Annotated in this window: 22 protein-coding genes; 13 read left to right on the top strand and 9 right to left on the bottom strand. The window is 55.6% G+C overall.

Features of this window, described 5'->3' with window-relative positions; translation table 11 throughout:
* Positions 1-47: 47 nt before the first annotated feature.
* The 5 genes from dapC to INT33_RS02665 all read left to right on the top strand — a co-directional run bounded on the left by dapC (position 48) and on the right by INT33_RS02665 (position 4,340).
* Positions 48-1,244 carry a succinyldiaminopimelate transaminase gene (gene dapC, locus INT33_RS02685; protein ID WP_193091011.1) on the top strand — a complete coding sequence of 399 codons (1,197 nt, stop codon included), beginning with the start codon at positions 48-50 and terminating at the stop codon, positions 1,242-1,244.
* 40 nt (positions 1,245-1,284) lie between these two features.
* Positions 1,285-1,632 (top strand): Spx/MgsR family RNA polymerase-binding regulatory protein, encoded by a 348-nt coding sequence (locus INT33_RS02680; RefSeq protein WP_193091010.1) that lies wholly within the window; start codon positions 1,285-1,287, stop codon positions 1,630-1,632.
* A gap of 134 nt (positions 1,633-1,766) precedes the next feature.
* Positions 1,767-2,792, top strand: coding sequence for a 2,3,4,5-tetrahydropyridine-2,6-dicarboxylate N-succinyltransferase (gene dapD, locus INT33_RS02675; RefSeq protein ID WP_193091009.1), 1,026 nt, complete (start codon positions 1,767-1,769; stop codon positions 2,790-2,792).
* On the top strand, positions 2,779-3,951 hold the full coding sequence (dapE, locus tag INT33_RS02670; protein WP_192538098.1) for a succinyl-diaminopimelate desuccinylase: 1,173 nt from the start codon (positions 2,779-2,781) through the stop codon (positions 3,949-3,951). The genes dapD and dapE overlap by 14 nt, the downstream gene beginning before the upstream one ends.
* Complete coding sequence (locus INT33_RS02665; protein ID WP_192538099.1) at positions 3,951-4,340, top strand: hypothetical protein; 390 nt, start codon at positions 3,951-3,953, stop codon at positions 4,338-4,340. Before dapE ends, INT33_RS02665 begins: the two co-directional genes overlap by 1 nt.
* A gap of 69 nt (positions 4,341-4,409) precedes the next feature.
* Here INT33_RS02665 and INT33_RS21075 read toward each other — a convergent pair whose 3' ends face one another.
* Entirely contained in the window at positions 4,410-4,964 is a 555-nt protein-coding gene (locus tag INT33_RS21075) for a cold-shock protein (protein WP_225736151.1), read from the bottom strand.
* Between the two features lie 110 nt (positions 4,965-5,074).
* Between INT33_RS21075 and INT33_RS02655 the strand changes: the two genes are divergently transcribed.
* Positions 5,075-5,323, top strand: a complete 249-nt coding sequence (locus tag INT33_RS02655; protein WP_018918283.1) for a SlyX family protein — start codon at positions 5,075-5,077, stop codon at positions 5,321-5,323.
* A gap of 96 nt (positions 5,324-5,419) precedes the next feature.
* Here the strand turns inward: INT33_RS02655 and ald are convergent, their stop codons facing one another.
* The 7 genes from ald to radC form a co-directional block, all read right to left on the bottom strand.
* The gene (gene ald / locus INT33_RS02650; protein WP_192538100.1) at positions 5,420-6,538 is read right to left on the bottom strand and encodes an alanine dehydrogenase; all 1,119 of its coding nucleotides are present in this window, start codon (positions 6,536-6,538) and stop codon (positions 5,420-5,422) included.
* Positions 6,539-6,700: 162 nt separating this feature from the next.
* Positions 6,701-7,135, bottom strand: coding sequence for an acyl-CoA thioesterase (locus INT33_RS02645; protein WP_192538101.1), 435 nt, complete (start codon positions 7,133-7,135; stop codon positions 6,701-6,703).
* Positions 7,136-7,198: 63 nt separating this feature from the next.
* Positions 7,199-8,389, bottom strand: coding sequence for a class I SAM-dependent rRNA methyltransferase (locus INT33_RS02640; RefSeq protein ID WP_018918286.1), 1,191 nt, complete (start codon positions 8,387-8,389; stop codon positions 7,199-7,201).
* A 50-nt stretch (positions 8,390-8,439) separates the two neighbouring features.
* Entirely contained in the window at positions 8,440-9,267 is an 828-nt protein-coding gene (gene mutM / locus INT33_RS02635) for a bifunctional DNA-formamidopyrimidine glycosylase/DNA-(apurinic or apyrimidinic site) lyase (RefSeq protein WP_193091008.1), read from the bottom strand.
* 151 nt (positions 9,268-9,418) lie between these two features.
* Positions 9,419-9,574: a 50S ribosomal protein L33 gene (gene rpmG / locus INT33_RS02630; RefSeq protein WP_009098622.1), complete on the bottom strand. Its 156-nt coding sequence runs from the start codon at positions 9,572-9,574 to the stop codon at positions 9,419-9,421.
* Positions 9,575-9,600: 26 nt separating this feature from the next.
* Positions 9,601-9,837: a 50S ribosomal protein L28 gene (gene rpmB / locus INT33_RS02625; protein ID WP_009724126.1), complete on the bottom strand. Its 237-nt coding sequence runs from the start codon at positions 9,835-9,837 to the stop codon at positions 9,601-9,603.
* A gap of 261 nt (positions 9,838-10,098) precedes the next feature.
* Positions 10,099-10,773 carry a RadC family protein gene (radC, locus tag INT33_RS02620; RefSeq protein WP_193091007.1) on the bottom strand — a complete coding sequence of 225 codons (675 nt, stop codon included), beginning with the start codon at positions 10,771-10,773 and terminating at the stop codon, positions 10,099-10,101.
* 147 nt (positions 10,774-10,920) lie between these two features.
* Here radC and coaBC point away from each other — a divergent pair, with 147 nt between their 5' ends.
* From coaBC to INT33_RS02585, 7 genes are all read left to right on the top strand, one after another.
* The gene (gene coaBC, locus INT33_RS02615) at positions 10,921-12,183 is read left to right on the top strand and encodes a bifunctional phosphopantothenoylcysteine decarboxylase/phosphopantothenate--cysteine ligase CoaBC (RefSeq protein WP_193091006.1); all 1,263 of its coding nucleotides are present in this window, start codon (positions 10,921-10,923) and stop codon (positions 12,181-12,183) included.
* A gap of 92 nt (positions 12,184-12,275) precedes the next feature.
* The gene (gene dut / locus INT33_RS02610; protein ID WP_192538104.1) at positions 12,276-12,734 is read left to right on the top strand and encodes a dUTP diphosphatase; all 459 of its coding nucleotides are present in this window, start codon (positions 12,276-12,278) and stop codon (positions 12,732-12,734) included.
* An 82-nt stretch (positions 12,735-12,816) separates the two neighbouring features.
* Positions 12,817-14,202 (top strand): phosphomannomutase/phosphoglucomutase, encoded by a 1,386-nt coding sequence (locus INT33_RS02605; protein WP_193091005.1) that lies wholly within the window; start codon positions 12,817-12,819, stop codon positions 14,200-14,202.
* Positions 14,203-14,291: 89 nt separating this feature from the next.
* A complete protein-coding gene (argB, locus tag INT33_RS02600; RefSeq protein ID WP_192538106.1) occupies positions 14,292-15,191 on the top strand; it encodes an acetylglutamate kinase in 900 nt (299 codons plus the stop codon).
* Positions 15,192-15,212: 21 nt separating this feature from the next.
* A complete protein-coding gene (slmA, locus tag INT33_RS02595; RefSeq protein ID WP_192538107.1) occupies positions 15,213-15,821 on the top strand; it encodes a nucleoid occlusion factor SlmA in 609 nt (202 codons plus the stop codon).
* Between the two features lie 164 nt (positions 15,822-15,985).
* Positions 15,986-16,510, top strand: a complete 525-nt coding sequence (locus INT33_RS02590; RefSeq protein WP_192538108.1) for a GNAT family N-acetyltransferase — start codon at positions 15,986-15,988, stop codon at positions 16,508-16,510.
* 132 nt (positions 16,511-16,642) lie between these two features.
* A complete protein-coding gene (locus INT33_RS02585; protein WP_192538109.1) occupies positions 16,643-16,948 on the top strand; it encodes a hypothetical protein in 306 nt (101 codons plus the stop codon).
* A 105-nt stretch (positions 16,949-17,053) separates the two neighbouring features.
* On the opposite strand, the gene rpoH is transcribed toward INT33_RS02585, so the two are convergent.
* Complete coding sequence (gene rpoH, locus INT33_RS02580) at positions 17,054-17,920, bottom strand: RNA polymerase sigma factor RpoH (RefSeq protein WP_018918295.1); 867 nt, start codon at positions 17,918-17,920, stop codon at positions 17,054-17,056.
* Positions 17,921-18,003: the final 83 nt, after the last annotated feature.

The raw sequence follows: 18,003 nt of genomic DNA, 5'->3' as shown, positions 1-18,003 counted from the left end.
ACGCTAGCAGGGCACGCTCTCAACAAAACACTCTCAACGGACTCGCCATGAACCCTGATCTCGCTGCCCTTCATCCCTATCCGTTTGAGAAACTGGCCGCGCTTAAAGCCGAATTAACACCCCGGGCTGATTTGACGCATATTCCGTTGACGATTGGCGAGCCCCAGCACGCACCCTACCCGGCAGCACTCGAAGCACTGGTTAAACACCAGTTGGAAATGGCCCGCTACCCGGCCACCAACGGCTTGCCAGCGTTTCGTGACACGCTGGCCCAGTGGGCTACCGGCCGCTTCAAGCTGCCGGGTCTGGATGCCGAGCGTCAAGTACTGCCCGTGAACGGCACCCGCGAAGCCATTTTTGCCTTTGTGCAGGCCGCGCTTGACCGCACACGCCCTGCCAACGTGGTCGTGCCCAATCCGTTTTATCAGATTTATGAAGGCGCAACACTTCTGGCCGATGGTGAGCCGGTTTATTTAAACTGCACCGCTGAAAACGGCTTTCGGCCGGACTTCACCACGCTTAGCGCGGCCACCTGGCGTGATGTGCAAATCGTGTTTATCTGCTCGCCCGGTAACCCCACCGGCGCGGTTACTTCCATTGATGAGTTCAAACAGCTGATTGCGCTGGCCGATGAGCATGATTTTATCATCGCCTCGGATGAGTGTTACTCCGAGCTTTATCTGGATGAACAGACGCCGCCGCCAGGGCTTTTACAGGCCTGCGCAGAGCTTGGCCGCGATGACTATCGCCGCTGCGTGGTATTTCATTCGCTGTCGAAACGCTCTAACTTACCGGGCCTGCGTTCGGGCTTTGTGGCGGGCGACGCCGCTATTCTGGCGCCGTTTAAGCGTTATCGCACCTATCACGGCTGTGCCATGTCGTTACCGGTACAGCACGCCTCCATTGCGGCATGGCAGGATGAAGCGCACGTACGTGCCAACCGCGATGCCTACCGTGAAAAATTTAGCGCTGTGGTCGATGCGCTAGCCCCGGTAATGGACTTCCCCACGCCGGAGGCAAGCTTTTACCTGTGGCCTGCCGTACCGGGTGGCGATGATATTGGCTTTACCCAGCGGCTTTTTACCGAGCAGAACGTAAGCGTATTGCCTGGAAGTTTAATGGGCCGCCCTGACGCGCAGGGCATTAATCCAGGCGCGGGCCGCCTACGCCTAGCCCTGGTGGCCGAGCTTGCCCCGACCCTTGAAGCCGCGCAGCGTATCCGTCAGCTGATTGAGCGTAGTTAATTCACATCTTTACGGCACGAACAGCACGAAAGGAGATACCATGTTTACACTCTATGTCATTGATACCTGCGATACGTGCCGTAAGGCGCGCAAAGCGTTGGAAGAGAACGGCATACCGTTCAAAACCCACGATTTACGCAAAGATGGTTTATCGGCAGGACTACTGGAGCATATTCTGGAGCGGGCTCCGCTTCTTGAAGTCGTCAATAAGCGTAGCAAGACATGGCGCGACCTTCCTCAGGAAGATAAAGATAGCCTGGACGCCAACTCTGCACGCCAGCTGCTGCTGAAACACCCGACGCTGCTTAAACGTCCGCTGCTGGATACCGGCGGCGACGCCATACAGGTGGGTTACCGCGACGGCGATTACGCTAAGATTAGCGGCTGATTCAACGCCGCTAATCTGCTTGTTTGTATCAACGCTTTTGTACAAACACTTTTATATCAACACATTGTTAAACCGACATTTGGCTTCTGTTAACTGTTCGGTTAACCACGTTATTAACCACAGGATGAACGTTTATGTTGAGCTTTGCGCTTGGAATTGGCACGCAGAATACTCAAGGCGACTGGCTGGAAATTTACTACCCGGCACCGCTGTTCAAGCCACAGGAAAGCCTGGTTAACGCTGCCAAAGAAGCGCTTAACGCCCCTCAGGGCAATGCAGCCGTTAGCTTTTTACCGGAAGACTGCACCCGTTTGGCCAAAGCGCTTGAAGCGGCTGGCTACACAGAGCAAGCCGAACTCACTGAGTCGCTTGCGGCAAGCCAACGCCCGCTGGTAGCGATGTTCATTGAAACGGATCAGGCGCCGCAAACGGCTCCTGAGGTGTACCTTAAGCTCCACCTGTTATCGCATCGCCTGGTCAAGCCGCATGGTTTGGATCTTACCGGCATGTTCGGCCTGCTGCGCAATATCGCCTGGACCAACGAAGGCGCGATCGATATCGAAGAGCTGCCTGCGCGTCGCCTGAAAGCGCGCTTGGCCGGTCGTGCGCTATCCGTCGACTGTGTCGATAAATTCCCCAAAATGACCGACTACGTGGTACCGACCGGCATCCGCATTGGCGATACCGCACGGGTACGCCTGGGTGCGCACCTGGGTGAAGGCACCACGGTTATGCATGAAGGCTTTGTGAACTTCAATGCTGGCACCGAAGGCCCAGGCATGATCGAAGGACGCATCTCAGCTGGCGTCATGGTCGGCAAGGGCTCTGACCTGGGCGGCGGCTGCTCCACCATGGGTACGCTATCCGGCGGCGGCAATATCGTCATTAAAGTAGGCGAAGGCTGCCTGATCGGTGCCAATGCCGGTATTGGCATTCCGCTGGGCGATCGCTGCACGGTCGAATCCGGCCTGTACATCACCGCAGGCACCAAAGTAGCCCTGCTGGATGACGAAGGCAACGAGGTTAAAACCCTGGCCGCACGCGAACTGGCGGGCCAAAACGACCTGCTACTGCGCCGTAACTCTAAAAATGGCCGTGTCGAGTGCCTGACCAATAAAAGCGCCATCGCGCTGAACGAGGCGCTGCATGCCCATAACTGAGCCTGACACGCTGTCGCCAACGCTACAGCTTGCCTTTGAGCTGTTAAGCCGCCCGTCAGTGACGCCGGACGATGAAGGCTGCCAGGACATCATGATCGAGCGCTTAACGGCGCTCGGTTTTCATATTGAGCCAATGCCGTTTGGCGATGTGCAGAACTTCTGGGCCGTACGCGGTCATCATGGCCCGGTGATTGCCTTTGCCGGCCATACCGATGTGGTACCCAGCGGGCCGCCCACCGGTTGGGAATTTCCACCGTTTTCACCCTGCATTAATGAGCAAGGCATGCTTTGTGGGCGGGGCGCTGCGGATATGAAAGGCAGCCTGGCGTCTATGCTTACCGCCGTGGAACGCTTTGTAGCCCGCTACCCTGACCATGATGGCCGCATCGCGTTTTTAATCACGTCGGATGAGGAAGGCCCGGCCGTCGACGGCACTCGCGCCGTGGTCGAACAGCTGCGTGAGCGCAATGAGCGCCTTGATTACTGCATTGTGGGCGAGCCTTCATCTACCGATCGCCTGGGCGATGTGATTAAAAACGGTCGACGCGGCTCGCTGGGTGGCGTTTTGCATATTCAAGGAATTCAGGGCCACGTGGCTTACCCGCATCTGGCACGCAACCCGATCCACCAGGCGATGCCTGCGCTGGACGCCCTGGTCAATGAGCACTGGGATGCGGGCAACGATTTCTTCCCCGCCACCAGCTTTCAAATATCCAACCTGCGCGCGGGCACCGGGGCGACTAACGTGATCCCTGGCGATGTGGAAGTGGTGTTTAATTTCCGCTTCTCGACCGAGGTGACCCACGAGCAGCTTAAAGAGCGTACCCACGCGATTCTGGCGCGCTATGGTTTAGAGTATCAGTTGGATTGGACGCTGAATGGTGAGCCGTTTCTGACCGCAGAAGGTGAGCTGGTTGACGCTGCCATTCGCGGCGTGGAAGCTGTCACGGGTAAGCGCCCTGCGCTATCGACCAGCGGCGGCACGTCCGATGGCCGCTTTATCGCCACGCTGGGCGCTCAGGTGGTCGAGCTAGGCCCGCTTAACGACACCATTCACAAGGTAAACGAGCGCGTACGCGCCAGCGACCTGGATGACTTGAGCCGGATCTATGAGGCGACGCTTCAGGCACTGCTAACGTCGGATGAGGTAAGCGCATAATGGAGCAGTATCCGGATATTGAAGTGTACGTTGCCCGCGTTTCTCATGACACGCTTAACGCCTGGCTTGCCAGCGCGCTTTCCGCCCCGCCACTAACACCGGCGGGCAAAGGCAAGTGGAAAACCCGCGGCATGTACCAGGGCGAAGAGGTGCCGATCCTCTTGGTCGATAACGTGGCGGATGGCTTTGCCAGCCTGTGGTTTGATAGCAGCCACACGCCATGGATGACCGACCAGGAGTGCGCGCAACACGCCGCCGAAGCGCTGCAAACGGAAATTCGCTGCTCGCTTGGGGGCTGGCATCCAGGCAATGATGACCCTGACCGGTTCTGGCAGGTTCTGCCCGGTGGTAAAGAAGGCGCCATAGAGTGGCCGGATTCGGGCCGTTAACCACCGCCTTAAACGCAATCGACCCCGCCTAGGCGGGGTCGATCGTCATCTTGCTTAATCGTGCAATCGTTACTCAATAATACTCACATCGTCGGCCTGCAAACCACGGTCATTTTTAATCACGTGGTAACGCACAATTTGGCCTTCTGCTAGCATACGCGGACCGCGGCCCCGGATAGCACGAAAGTGAACAAACACATCTTCACCGTTATCGCGGGTAATAAAACCGTAGCCTTTATTGGTATTGAACCACTTCACTTCACCCTCTTCACGCCCATCGTTAAAGTCGATGATATCTTCCTCTTCATCATCCACTTCATCGACCGGTTGAGGCTGACGCGGTGCGGCCTGAACACGACCTGCTTCTGAACGCTCTGCAACGGGTTTGACGACCACTGGCGGCGCCAGGGCAGCCGTTGCCAGCGTACCAATACATAAAACGATAAAGCTACCCAGGGCAACGGCGATATAGATGCTGCTGACGCCGCTGATGGCTAACTCAGCCTGCCATAAATCGGCCAAGGGTGCGTTGGTTAAATGAACAATCCCGGCCAACAGAAGTGGCGTGGGGGCGGCTAGTAATACACTGATTAAGAAACAGCGAAACACAACTTTTGGATTCATAGATGATAAAAGCTCTCTTGTTGTATGGGTAACAGACGAAGGACAATACCCGAACTATCAGGCCCATTCCTAACAGTACCGGACATATTACACAAGGTTGCCATGTTACCATGACACAAGACTTTTCTCCTGCTGAGCTAACGCAACGTCTTGAAACGCTAGAAAGTCGCCTGGCCTACCAGGAACACTGGCTGGACACCCTCGACCAGGCCGTTGCGCAACAAGAGCAACGACTCGCCAAACTCGAACAGATAAGCGCTCTAATGCGTGAGCGCTTACGCGAGCAGCACCAGGCGTTTCAAGCCGATAATACTCAAGGCACGGCTCGTCCTGAAGACGAAATACCGCCGCATTATTAATAAAGCATCTTAGCCTGATTAGTAAAGCGCTGACGCTTCACTAATGTTAAATAAAATTAATTATTTTTACTAAGAATAGCTTACCACGTCATAGGCTTAACGCCGGATAAGACTTGACGGGTCTACACTCTCCAGGCCAAAGGCGTTGGCGACGGCCGCGTAAGTAACCTGCCCGGCGTGTACATTAAGCCCTGGCAGGAAGTTAGCGTCATCGCCCAGTGCCTGCTGCCAGCCCTTATCGGCAAGCGCCAGTACAAACGGCAACGTCGCGTTGGTTAACCCAAGCGTTGAGGTGCGCGCCACGCCGCCCGGCATGTTGGCCACACAATAATGCACGATGCCATCCACGATATAGGTAGGTCCGGCGTGGGTGGTGGGCCTGCTGGTTTCAAAGCAGCCGCCCTGATCAATCGCCACATCCACCAGCACACTGCCGGGCTTCATATCGCCAAGCATGGCACGGGTAATCAGCTTGGGCGCCGCCGCTCCCGGTATTAGCACAGCACCGATAATCATGTCGGACTCGCGCACCGCATGATCCAGCGCATCCGCCGTGGAGTAAACCGTTTTTATACGCCCTTGATAGCGGCTATCCAGCACCTCCAGACGAGCCAGCGATTTATCCAGAATCGTCACATCGGCACCCAGCCCCAGCGCCATGCGTGCAGCGTTTTCACCCACCACGCCGCCGCCAATCACGGTGACCTTACCCGGTGCCACGCCCGGTACGCCGGGCAGCAGCACGCCAGCACCACCCTGGGCTTTTTCCAGGCTATGCGCGCCCGCCTGAACGGCCATACGCCCGGCCACGGTGCTCATCGGGGCGAGGAGCGGCAGTCCGCCGTGGGCATCGGTAATCGTTTCGTAGGCAATGCAGGTCGCCCCACTCTCCATCAAGCCACGCGTTAATGCCTCTTCGGCCGCCAAGTGCAGGTAGGTAAAAAGCGTGTGCTGGGAAGTAAGCCGTGCGACTTCGTCTTTTTGAGGCTCTTTAACTTTTAAAATAAGCTCAGCGCTTTGCCAAAGAGTGGCCACATCGGGCTCAATCTGTGCGCCTGCGGCTGCGTAGTCGCTGTCGTTAAACCCTGCACCCTCACCCGCGCCAGCCTGCACGTAAACCGTATGGCCGCGGCTGGTAAGTTCACGCGCGCCCGTGGGCGTCAGCGCTACGCGGTACTCATGATTTTTAATTTCCTTCGGGACGGCAACGTTCATTGGATCTCTCCTAGTGTAAGCGGACCGATACTGTCTCTCTTCAATTACAGCACAGCTTAAGCCTGCCACCATCGCCCGATTTAAAAACAAAAAAAACGCCGGTTAAGGCGTTTTATAGGAGAAAATTCTAGCGTTATCCGGTTTTATACCAGAAATTTAACGTCACTCGTCGACCAGCGCCGCGCCATAGATTCCCTGATATTCATCGGGCAGCCGTTTGGGCCGCCCGCTGGAAAGCGCAATGCACGCAAACCGGGTACGCGCGTTTAATAGCGTTTTTGCATCCCGCTGGCGTTTAAGCTGAAAACGCCGGGTCAGGCTAAAACGGCCATCGCACTCTACAATCCAAGTAGCCAGCGCCAGCTCATCGCCTGCAAACGCGGGGGCAAGGTAGTCCAGCTCATGGCGATGTACCGCCATGGCGCGATCTAACTCGCGGTAGCGCTCCAGAGACAGGCCAAGCGCCTCGGAGTGGGCCCAGCTAATCTGCTCGACCCAGCGTAGGTATTCGCTGTTATTCACGTGTTGATAGGCGTCTATCGCCTCTTCGCTCACGTGAATATCGATCACAAAAGGATCAGGTAGCGCCCACTCCATCACGTTGCCCCTTATGCTGCCTGTGCTTAGCGCCTTACTCGCCCCAAAACTCAACGCTCACCATTAATCGCGAAATACCCGTACGCCTAACGCTTTCAGGTAAGACGTTTCCGGGATCGCCGGGTGTACCGGATGATCGGGGCCCTGGTGGCCTTGGAAAATCACCTGACCATGGCGATCCTGATGGCGTACCGCGCCGCGAACCACATCTACCAGGCGATCTGTCGCCAGGTGCATGGAGCACGACGCCGACAGCAGCAGGCCGTCACGGCCCAGCAAACGCATCGCTTCACGGTTCAAGCGCGCGTACGCCCGCTCGCCGTTAGGGATATCTTTACGCTTCTTGATGAACGCGGGTGGATCCAGAATGATCACGTCAAACTGCTCGCCGTCGGCTTTGAGCGCCGCCAGGGCTTCAAAGGCGTCGCCTTCGCCGATTGCTACCTGTTCCTGAACGCCATTGAGCTCGGCATTACGCGCCACTTGCTCAAGCGCCGGGCCAGAGGCATCGATACACAGCACTTCAGAGGCGCCATTTGCCGCCGCCTGAACGCCCCAGCCACCTATATAGCTGAACACGTCGAGTACGCGCTTACCGGCCACCTGGCTATTGAGCCAAGCGCGGTTTTCGCGGTGATCAAAGAACCAGCCGGTTTTCTGGCCATTAAGCACAGGTACGACAAAGCGCGTGCCGTTCTCTTCGATCAACACTTCGTCGGGCAGCGTGCCTTTTACCACATCAACGTGGGCTTCCAGGCCTTCCTGACGACGTCCGCCGGTATCGTTACGGAACACAATCACTTCAGGCTTAACCACTTTTTCAAGCGCATCAACAATTTCATCAGCCAGTGCCTGCATGCCCGCGGTATTCAGCTGCACCACCAGCACATCGCCAAACCGGTCGATGACCAGCCCAGGCAGCAAATCGCCTTCACCATGAATCAGGCGGTAAAACGGCTTGTCATAGACACGCTGACGCAGTGACAGCGCCTGATTAAAGCGGTGTACAAACAGCGAGCGATCCAGGCGCATATCCGGGTCACGGGACATCACGCGGCCCGCAATCAGCGAGTGCGGGTTGATATATGCTACGCCCAGGACTTTACCATTGGAGGCCTCGACCAGTGCGGTTTCGCCAGCAGTGAAATTTTTAAGCGGCGTTTCTTTAATATCCACTTCGTTGGAGTAGATCCACAGATGGCCTGCTTTCAAGCGGCGATCGGCGTTTTTATTCAAGCGCAGGCGTTGGGTCACAACAGTCTCCAAAAGCGTAGATAACAAAGTAGCAAAGGGTGGGCCAGCGTTTAACGCTGACAGCCAGGGCAAAAAACGCTGGCACGCTGGCCAAGCGTAATACGCTGAAGTTCAGCGCCGCAGCGTAAGCAGGGCTGGCCCTGGCGCCCATATACATTTAGCCGCTGAGCAAAATAGCCAGGCTCACCCTGACCGCTGACAAAATCGCGTAGCGTCGTACCGCCCTGGGTAATCGCGGCTGCCAATACCTCTTTGACGGCGGCGGCCAGCAGCTTGTAGCGCTCAAGGGAAATACGTCCGGCCGCACGGCGGGGATCGATACCGGCCATAAACAGCGCTTCAGTAGCATAAATATTACCCGCGCCAACCACGATGCGGTTATCCATTAAAAAGGGCTTCACCGCCACGCGTTTATTGCGTGACAGTTTATACAGCCATTCGCCGTTAAACGTTTCATCAAACGGCTCGGGGCCCAGGTGAACCAGGCGCCTATCCGCCGTGCCGTCGCCCAGCTGCCAATCGACAAAACCGAAGCGGCGCGGGTCATGATAGCGCAGCACATGGCCACTGGCGGTGACAACATCGACATGGTCATGCTTTTTAGGGATGTCGCCCACCTGGGCAATACGCAAACTGCCCGACATCCCCAGATGCCATAGCAGTGTTGCCTCGTTTGGCGACTGCTGTATGGGGATTTGCAGGTACTTGGCGCGACGGGTCAGAGTACCAATACGCGCACCGATCAACCGCTCAGGCAGGTCGTCAGGCACAGGAACACGCAAGCGCGGCTGACGAACAAGCACCTCGGTAATTTCCTGACCTTCAAGATAGGGTGCAATGCCGCGTTTGGTGGTTTCAACTTCGGGCAGTTCAGGCATGAAGAGGACCTAGTTACGATATCGGTTCATACGCGAGAGGTATTGTCGCATATGCACCGATAAACACCATGCATGCAAAAACCCGGCATTGGGCCGGGTTTTTCAACAGGCGCTCGCCTGCAGTGGAAGCCGATCATCATCGCTTGCGCGATTACTTGATCTTGGCTTCCTTGTAGATAACGTGCTTACGGACAACCGGGTCGTATTTCTTGAATTCGAACTTATCCGGTGTGTTCCGCTTGTTCTTATCAGTGGTGTAGAAGTGGCCTGTACCGGCACTGGACACCAGCTTGATCTTATCGCGCATGGTTTTACTCTCCCAAAAATGCTGTCTTAGATGGCGTCGCCGCGCTTACGGATATCAGCCAGAACCGTCTCGATACCTTTCTTGTCGATGATACGCATGCCCTTAGAGGAAACGCGCAGCTTGACGAAGCGGTTTTCGGCTTCAACCCAAAAACGATGGGTGTGCAGGTTCGGCAAGAAACGACGACGTGTCTTACGCTGGGAGTGTGAAACGTTATTTCCAGTTACCGGACGCTTGCCGGTAACCTGACATACTTTGGACATGAGAGCCTCCAACCGCTTGGCCAGGATATAAGCCTGAGTGTTCAAAACTGTCGGGCAAACCGGAGCAGGGAGGGAGTCGACGCCGTTAACCGCCTACTAGCTGTACCCAAATCCGTTATTCAACCCAAGTTTAAAGGTGGCACTTTATACCAGAGCACCTAACTACCGGCAAGCAAAACCATCTAAAAAGGCCTAAAAAAGCCACTTTTTAGTTATTTTACCTGAATAGTCGACGTTATCCGCCTGCTATCCATCTACTGCCTATAGCCAGCCTCGCTCGGCAAAAGAGACCACGTCTCCATCTCCCACCACGAAATGATCCAATACGCGTACGTCAAAGAGTCCAAGGGCCTCTTTTAAGCGTTCGGTGATACGACGATCAGCATCGCTTGGCTCAGCCACACCGGAGGGGTGATTGTGGGCCAGGATAACGGCGCCAGCGCTAAGTTCTAATGCGCGCTTGGCAACTTCGCGGGGGTAAACGGATGCGCTGTCTAGGGTACCGCGAAACAGGGATTCATAGCGAATAATTCGGTGCTGTGTGTCCAAAAAAATTACCGCGAACTCCTCATGACCCAAATGACGCAGCTGAGAACTCAGATAATGGCGCACCAGTTCAGGCGACGTCAGCGCGTTGCCGCGCGCCAGCTGGCTGGCTAAATGACGCTTTGAAATCTCAAGCGTGGCCTGTAGCTGGGCGAATTTTGCACTACCCAAACCGTGGGCGGCGCAAAAGCTTACCTGATCGGCTTCCAATAGCGGGCGCAGGCCGCCAAACGTCGTGAGCAGATCACGCGCCAAATCGACCGCCGAGCGCCCCTGCACGCCTACTCTCAAGAAAATTGCCAGTAATTCGGCGTCTGAAAGCGTCTGCGCGCCCATGGTTAACAGTTTTTCCCGCGGCCGCTCGCCCTCCGGCCAGTGATTGATCCCCATTCTTCCCCCATTTCCCTTTCCGCCCGAATTCACTCGCCCAAAAAGCTCAGTAAACCTAGCTTACCTGTTATAGGCGCCGACATGCCAAATTAGTAAGACGGATGGTATGGTAAGCCTCCCCAAGAACGCTCATGTGGATCCTTTGCCATGGTTTCTGTTTCTGCTTCTGTTAACCCGACGACGCTATCGACGCTTGCTGGTAAACGCATTCTCCTGGGCATTAGCGCGGGCATTGCGGCGTATAAAAGCGCGCTGATCGTGCGGCTGCTTAAGCAGGCGGGCTGCGAAGTGCGTGTCGTCATGACCAGCGGTGCCCAGGCGTTTATTACCCCGCTGACGCTGCAGGCACTATCCGGCGAGCCGGTGCGCACGTCGCTCCTTGACCCGGAAGCAGAAGCCGGGATGGGCCATATTGAACTCGCCCGCTGGGCGGATATCGTGCTGATCGCCCCGGCAACGGCTGACTTGATTGCCCGGCTGGTTCACGGCATGGCGGATGATTTGCTCACCACGCTGTGCCTGGCCAGTGAAGCGCCCAAGCTGATTGCCCCCGCCATGAACCAGGCCATGTGGCGCCACCCGGCAACCCAGCGCAATGTAGCGCAGCTGGGCGCTGATGGCTGGCAGCTCATCGGCCCTGCCGCTGGCGACCAGGCATGTGGCGATGTCGGCCCAGGGCGCATGAGCGAGCCTGAGGCCATTTTTGAGACGGTTACGCGTCACTTTTCTGGCGCTCCACAGCCAAGCAACAGTCCCCATGTGGTGATTACTGCGGGCCCTACCCGCGAGGCACTTGACCCGGTGCGTTATCTCTCCAACCACAGCTCGGGTAAAATGGGCTATGCCCTGGCCGCAGCGGCAGTGGCTCAAGGCGCCCGCGTAACGTTGATTAGCGGGCCCGTAGCGCTTCCCACGCCTGCTGGCGTAACCCGTATTGACGTTGAATCCGCTGAGCAGATGCATCAAGAAGCCATGCGCCTGGCGCCAGAGGCGGCGCTATTTATTGGCTGCGCCGCCGTTGCCGACTACCGCTCGGCCTCACCTGCCGAGCATAAGCTCAAAAAGCAGGCCGACAGCGACACGCTTACGCTCACGCTGATCAAAAACCCGGACATTATTGCCGATGTGGCCGCCCTGCCTGCGGGCAAGCGCCCTATGGTCGTAGGCTTTGCCGCAGAGACGCAGCAGCTGGAGCAGTACGCCCACGATAAGCTTAATCGCAAGGGGCTTGATATGATTGTCGCCAACGACGTCTCTCAGGCAGGCCTGGGGTTTGGCAGCAACGACAATGCGGCGCTGCTACTCTGGCGCACGGCGCAAGGCACCGAGCACCGCCTGGAAGCCCCTCAGCCCAAAACCCAGCTTGCGCAGGGCATCATCCGCCAGGCGCTGGCGTTGCTTTCTTTATAACAGCTGTTTTCAATAGCGGTTTTTTCAATACCTGTTTTTAACAACTGTTTTTAATAGTTTTTTTAATAGCTTTTTTAATGTTGGAGCCATTCATGACTACCCGCCCCCGTCTGCAGTGCAAAGTGCTTGATGAGCGCCTGCATGACTATATGCCGCACTATGCGACCGAAGGTTCCGCTGGCATGGATCTGCGGGCGCTGCTCGACGAGCCGCTGACGCTGCAACCTGGTGAATGCCAACTCGTACGAACGGGTCTTGCCATCTATATTGAAGACCCGAGCCTTGCCGGAATGATCCTTCCCCGCTCGGGCCTTGGCCATAAACATGGCATTGTATTGGGTAATCTGGTGGGTCTGATCGATTCCGACTACCAGGGTGAGCTGATGGTATCGGTATGGAACCGAGGTCAGAGCGCCTTTACGCTGTCGCCTTTTGAACGGCTGGCGCAATATGTGCTCGTTCCCGTGGTGCAAGCCGAACTTTCTATTGTGGATGCTTTTACTGACTCCACTCGGGGCAGCGGTGGCTTTGGCAGCACTGGCCGTCAATAACCGCCCTGGCCATCAACACCGACAAGCGCAAGCCCGGCTAACGTTACGTAGCACTAACATTACGTAGTAACAGGAAGAGCGAATGGACGTACCTGCTTCGATTTTTCGTGCTTATGATATTCGCGGCATCGTCGATAAAACGCTGAGCGAATCCACCACAGAATGGATTGGGCGTGCCGTGGGTGCCGAGGCGGCGGCGCGCGGCGAGCAAACCGTTATCGTTGCCCGGGATGGGCGCCTGTCCGGAGAGCGCCTGCAAGCGGCACTGATCCGCGGCCTGACAGCCGCTGGACGCGACGTTATCGATATCGGCATGGTACCCACGCCGGCACTCTACTTTGCCACTCACACGCTGCCTGAGAGCCGCTCTGGCGTAATGGTCACCGGTAGCCACAACCCGCCAGACTATAACGGTTTCAAAATCGTTCTGGCCGGGGAAACCCTGTCAGGAGAAGCCATTGCCGCGCTTTTTGAGCGCATTCAAGCCGGCGAGCTAACCACTGGCCAGGGCAGTGTTCGTCAGCACGATATTCGCGACACCTACCTCACGCGCATTCTGGAAGACGTGCACGTTAAGCGACCCTTAAAAGCGGTCGTGGACTGCGGCAACGGTGTGACTGGCGAGCTTGGCCCGCAGCTGATCGAGCGGCTAGGGGTCGAGACCACGGCCTTATTTGCCGATATTGACGGTCATTTTCCCAATCATCACCCCGACCCCGGCAAGCCAGAAAACCTGCAGGATCTAATCAAGAGCGTTCAGGTAACCGGTGCCGATATCGGGCTTGCCTTTGATGGCGATGGCGACCGGGTGGGCGTAGTCACCCCGCGCGGCAGAATCATTTACGCCGACCATCTGCTGATGGCCTTTGCCACCGACATGCTTTCGCGCAACCCGGGCGCCAGAGTGATTTTTGATATCAAGTGCACCGGCAACCTTGCCCGCGTGATTAGCGAGGCTGGCGGCGAGCCTGAGATGTGGCGCACCGGCCATTCGCTGATTAAAGCGCGCATGCGGGAAACCAACGCTCAGCTGGGTGGGGAAATGAGCGGCCATATTTTCTTCAAAGAACGCTGGTATGGTTTTGATGACGGTCTTTACGCCGCCGCACGTCTGCTGGAAATTCTGGCGCTTTATAACGAAGATGCAGACGCCTTTTTTGACCGCTTTCCTCAGGATCTAAGCACGCCAGAAATCAATATAATCGTTAGTGATGAAGAGAAATTTGGCCTGATTGAAGCGCTTGCCCGCACGGGCGACTTCGGCGAAGGTATCAAAACCACGCTGGATGGCATTCGTATCGACTACGCCGATGGCTGGGGGTTATGCCGCGCCTCCAATACCACTCCGGCGTTAGTGATGCGCTTTGAGGGGAAAAATGCTGAAGCACTGGCGCGTATAAGGGAACGCTTTGCCAACGCCTTAGCACGCGTTGCGCCTACGCTTAAGATTCCCGAAACGCCGGTTTAAGCGCAACACGATAATAATAGCCGTTAACCACGTACTATCTAAGCAAAAGAACACTGGACAAAAGAAAACAGTAAGCAAGGGACAACACTATGAATTCAGCCAGTCGCGACCCCCAGGTCGTTGTGGAGGTGCTTTCCGAGGCGCTTCCCTATATTCAGCAGTTTTCCGGCAAAACCGTCGTGGTCAAGTACGGCGGCAATGCGATGACGGAAGATACCCTGATCAACTCGTTTGCACGCGACATCGTGCTGATGAAAGAGGTAGGTATCAATCCCGTGGTCGTCCACGGCGGCGGTCCGCAAATCGGTAGCCTGCTGGAAAAGCTCAATATCGAATCGCGCTTTGTTAACGGCATGCGCGTGACTGACTCGCAAACCATGGATGTCGTTGAAATGGTGCTGGGCGGTTTGGTCAATAAAAGCATCGTCAACCTGATCAATCAAAGCGGCGGCAAAGCGATTGGCTTAACGGGCAAAGATGGCGCTCAGATACGCGCCCGCCAGCTGAAAGTCGAGCACCAGAGCCCGGAAATGACCGTACCGGAAATTATCGATATCGGTCACGTGGGTGAAGTTGAGTCGATCTCAACTGATTTGATCGAGATGCTCGCTGCCCGCGATTTCATCCCCGTGATCGCCCCGATCGGCGTAGATGGCGAAGGCCATAGTTACAACATTAACGCCGACCTGGTGGCTGGCAAATTAGCCGAGGCGTTAAATGCCGAAAAGCTGATGCTGCTGACCAACGTAGCGGGATTGATGAATGGCGAAGGCAAGGTATTGACCGGGCTAAGCACTCTGCAGGTAGATGCCCTGATTGCCGACGGCACCATCTATGGCGGCATGTTGCCCAAAATACGCTGCGCGCTTGATGCAGTGAAAAATGGTGTTAACAGCGCGCACATTATTGATGGGCGTGTGCCACACGCGGTGTTGCTGGAAATTTTCACCAACGCCGGGGTCGGCACTCTCATCACTGACGCGAGCTAACCGCGACGGAGGGCTAACGTCATGAGCGACGATCAAAAACCTCGCCGCCGCGAGCAGATTCTTCAGGCGCTTGCGTTAATGCTTGAAGAAGATAGCGGAAAACGAATTACTACGGCCGCCCTGGCGCGCCAGGTAGGCGTTTCTGAGGCAGCACTTTATCGCCACTTTCCCAGTAAAGCGCGGATGTTTGAAGGCTTAATCGACTTTATTGAAGAGAGTATTTTTGCGCGTATTACGCGGATTCTGGAAGACGTCCCTGAGGCCACCGCACGCTGCGGCACGATTCTGGCGCTATTGCTGGGCTTTGCCGAGAAAAACCCTGGGCTTGCTCGGGTGATGGGCGGCGACGTTCTGACCGGCGAAACGGCGCGTCTGCGCCAGCGCGTTCATCAATTGTTTGAACGCTTGGAAATGCAGCTAAAACAGATCATTCGCGAAGCGGAACTGCGCGAAGGCCGCCGCCCGAGCATTCCAGCACCGGCAGCCGCTAATTTGTTAATCACCCAGGCGGAAGGCCGCATCTCGCAATATGTGCGTAGCGATTTCAAGCGGCTGCCCACAGAACACTGGGAAGACCAGTGGGCATTTTTAGCCAGCCAACTACTGCGTGAAGTGCCCCAACCGGCTTAACTGCGCATGTGGCCAACAGCGCAGTTGGCCACTCTTTTTCGCTTATACGCTGCCTCGCCGCTGGCGAAGAGAGGCATTTTACATTCTCCCACCTAGCACAACATTGTAGTCGCCCAACTCTTCAAGTATTGCTTTAGCTATCAATTGAAGTAACAGGAATATCCATGGACTTAACGATTAGACAGGCGACTGTTGAAGATGCTGACGGGCTCGTTGATATTGGACGTCAGACTTATATTGAAACGTTTGCTGATTTCTATCCGCAAACGGTTATGAGCAAGTATCTAGACAAAGCATTTTCTGTCAGCCAACTGGAAAATGAATTAAAGCATACACAATCCCAGTTCTGGCTATTGGAAGTCGAGGGCCTATGCGCAGGCTATTTAAAGGTAAATTGGGGAAACGCTCAAACGGAGATGCAGGAAGAGTCAGGGCTAGAAATTGAAAGAATTTATCTCGCGCGCAAGTTCAAAGGAGCAGGATTCGGCAAGCGGCTTTTCGAGAAAGCCAGAGAAATTGCCAAAGCGCTTGATAGAACATATTTGTGGCTAGGCGTCTGGGAAAACAATCAACAAGCGATAATGTTTTATCAGTCGCGAGGATTTGTTGTCATCGGTTCGCATAATTTTCAGATGGGTGATATTTGCGATACGGACTACATAATGAAGCTAGAACTAACTCGCCAATAGCTGCTCTTAAGAACTTATCAACTTCCCTTTAATCTCTTAGACCTTAGGCAACCCAACCATCCACACTTCGGAGGCTGGCGATGGGCATACCGCCCATGCCATATCAACCACCTCGCCAAAGGAAGGCTTCTTTTGAATATTACCCACCTTGAACACGCGGTTATCGCGCTGATCTTTCAAGCCTTGCTTTGGCCGTTTGTGGGCCGCTGGGTGGCGGGCTCGTTGATTGTGGCGGTATTTTTAGGGCGTGAGATTGCTCAGCATGAATATGCGGGCGGCGGGGCCAATCAGGTTGGCTACTTTTATGGCTTATTCAACCACTGGTCGCTGGATTCATTTTTGGATTTCACGGCCCCGGCTCTCGCCTGTGCCTGTGTGGCGTCAATCATGCCGGGCAGCTGGCTGTGGAAATACATCAAAGCGCGGCGCCAAAAATAGCCATGCACACCTAGGCGGCCATAAAAAACCGGCTCTCTAATCGATAGAGGCCGGTTTTTTTCAAACGATGCAACGTTCTGGCGAGGCAAAGCTGACTATGTAGGCTTACGCCGCGATAGCATCGCCCATTTTTTGGCGCAGCTTTTTCATCGCGTTCTTTTCAAGCTGACGGATACGCTCGGCGCTTACGCCGTACACATCGGCCAAGTCATGTAATGTCGCCTTATTATCGGTGAGCCAGCGGCGCTGCAGAATATCCCGCGAGCGTTCATCAAGGCCTTTCAAGGCAAGCTGTAAACGGCGCGTTGAGTCTTCCTCAAAGTCGCTGTCTTCAAGCTTAGTCGCCGGGTCCGCTGAGGCATCATCCAGAAAATAAGCCGGCGCCTGGTAAGCGCTCTCTTCATCGTCGTTGGGCGCAGCATCAAAGCCTGCATCATAAGCAGATAGGCGCCCTTCCATATCGCGCACTACCTCGGGCTTAACATCGAGATCTTTGGCGATGGCATCGACTTCATCGTTATTCAACCAGGCAAGACGCTTCTTGGCGCTGCGCAAGTTAAAGAACAGTTTACGCTGGGCTTTGGTAGTGGCGATTTTAACGATCCGCCAGTTACGCAGCACAAACTCGTGAATTTCCGCTTTGATCCAGTGAACCGCAAACGAAACCAGGCGCACCCCTTGATTGGGATCAAAGCGCTTGACGGCTTTCATCAAGCCGACGTTACCTTCCTGAATCAAGTCAGCTTGGGGCAGCCCATAACCCGAATAACTGCGCGCGATATGCACCACAAAACGTAGATGCGACAGTACCAAGCGGCGTGCTGCCTCTAAATCGCCATCATCATACAGGCGGAAGGCAAGCTCGCGCTCTTCTTCAACAGTTAGCACCGAAATGCCGTTAACCGCTCGAATATAGCCGCCCAGGTCATGACCTGGAGAAAGCTGTCCCACCGGTAGAAGACTAGTGCTCATGTGCAGGTGGTCTCCCTTCAAACCTATCGTGGTTGACGTACGTGGTTGAAATCACTACGTGGTTGAAATCAAATCGTACGCCT

The organism is Halomonas colorata (assembly GCF_014897985.1).
Classification (GTDB): domain Bacteria; phylum Pseudomonadota; class Gammaproteobacteria; order Pseudomonadales; family Halomonadaceae; genus Vreelandella; species Vreelandella colorata.
Note: the sequence above shows the minus strand (reverse complement) of the source record. Positions and strands in the feature narration are given on the sequence as shown.

Bases quoted from the DNA above. Each gene is read 5' to 3' on its own strand.
- dapC (WP_193091011.1), top strand. From the start codon at position 48: ATGAACCCTGATCTCGCTGCCCTTCATCCCTATCCGTTTGAGAAACTG.
- INT33_RS02680 (WP_193091010.1), top strand. From the start codon at position 1,285: ATGTTTACACTCTATGTCATTGATACCTGCGATACGTGCCGTAAGGCG.
- dapD (WP_193091009.1), top strand. From the start codon at position 1,767: ATGTTGAGCTTTGCGCTTGGAATTGGCACGCAGAATACTCAAGGCGAC.
- dapE (WP_192538098.1), top strand. From the start codon at position 2,779: ATGCCCATAACTGAGCCTGACACGCTGTCGCCAACGCTACAGCTTGCC.
- INT33_RS02665 (WP_192538099.1), top strand. From the start codon at position 3,951: ATGGAGCAGTATCCGGATATTGAAGTGTACGTTGCCCGCGTTTCTCAT.
- INT33_RS21075 (WP_225736151.1), bottom strand. From the start codon at position 4,964: ATGAATCCAAAAGTTGTGTTTCGCTGTTTCTTAATCAGTGTATTACTA.
- INT33_RS02655 (WP_018918283.1), top strand. From the start codon at position 5,075: ATGACACAAGACTTTTCTCCTGCTGAGCTAACGCAACGTCTTGAAACG.
- ald (WP_192538100.1), bottom strand. From the start codon at position 6,538: ATGAACGTTGCCGTCCCGAAGGAAATTAAAAATCATGAGTACCGCGTA.
- INT33_RS02645 (WP_192538101.1), bottom strand. From the start codon at position 7,135: ATGGAGTGGGCGCTACCTGATCCTTTTGTGATCGATATTCACGTGAGC.
- mutM (WP_193091008.1), bottom strand. From the start codon at position 9,267: ATGCCTGAACTGCCCGAAGTTGAAACCACCAAACGCGGCATTGCACCC.
- rpmG (WP_009098622.1), bottom strand. From the start codon at position 9,574: ATGCGCGATAAGATCAAGCTGGTGTCCAGTGCCGGTACAGGCCACTTC.
- rpmB (WP_009724126.1), bottom strand. From the start codon at position 9,837: ATGTCCAAAGTATGTCAGGTTACCGGCAAGCGTCCGGTAACTGGAAAT.
- radC (WP_193091007.1), bottom strand. From the start codon at position 10,773: ATGGGGATCAATCACTGGCCGGAGGGCGAGCGGCCGCGGGAAAAACTG.
- coaBC (WP_193091006.1), top strand. From the start codon at position 10,921: ATGGTTTCTGTTTCTGCTTCTGTTAACCCGACGACGCTATCGACGCTT.
- dut (WP_192538104.1), top strand. From the start codon at position 12,276: ATGACTACCCGCCCCCGTCTGCAGTGCAAAGTGCTTGATGAGCGCCTG.
- INT33_RS02605 (WP_193091005.1), top strand. From the start codon at position 12,817: ATGGACGTACCTGCTTCGATTTTTCGTGCTTATGATATTCGCGGCATC.
- argB (WP_192538106.1), top strand. From the start codon at position 14,292: ATGAATTCAGCCAGTCGCGACCCCCAGGTCGTTGTGGAGGTGCTTTCC.
- slmA (WP_192538107.1), top strand. From the start codon at position 15,213: ATGAGCGACGATCAAAAACCTCGCCGCCGCGAGCAGATTCTTCAGGCG.
- INT33_RS02590 (WP_192538108.1), top strand. From the start codon at position 15,986: ATGGACTTAACGATTAGACAGGCGACTGTTGAAGATGCTGACGGGCTC.
- rpoH (WP_018918295.1), bottom strand. From the start codon at position 17,920: ATGAGCACTAGTCTTCTACCGGTGGGACAGCTTTCTCCAGGTCATGAC.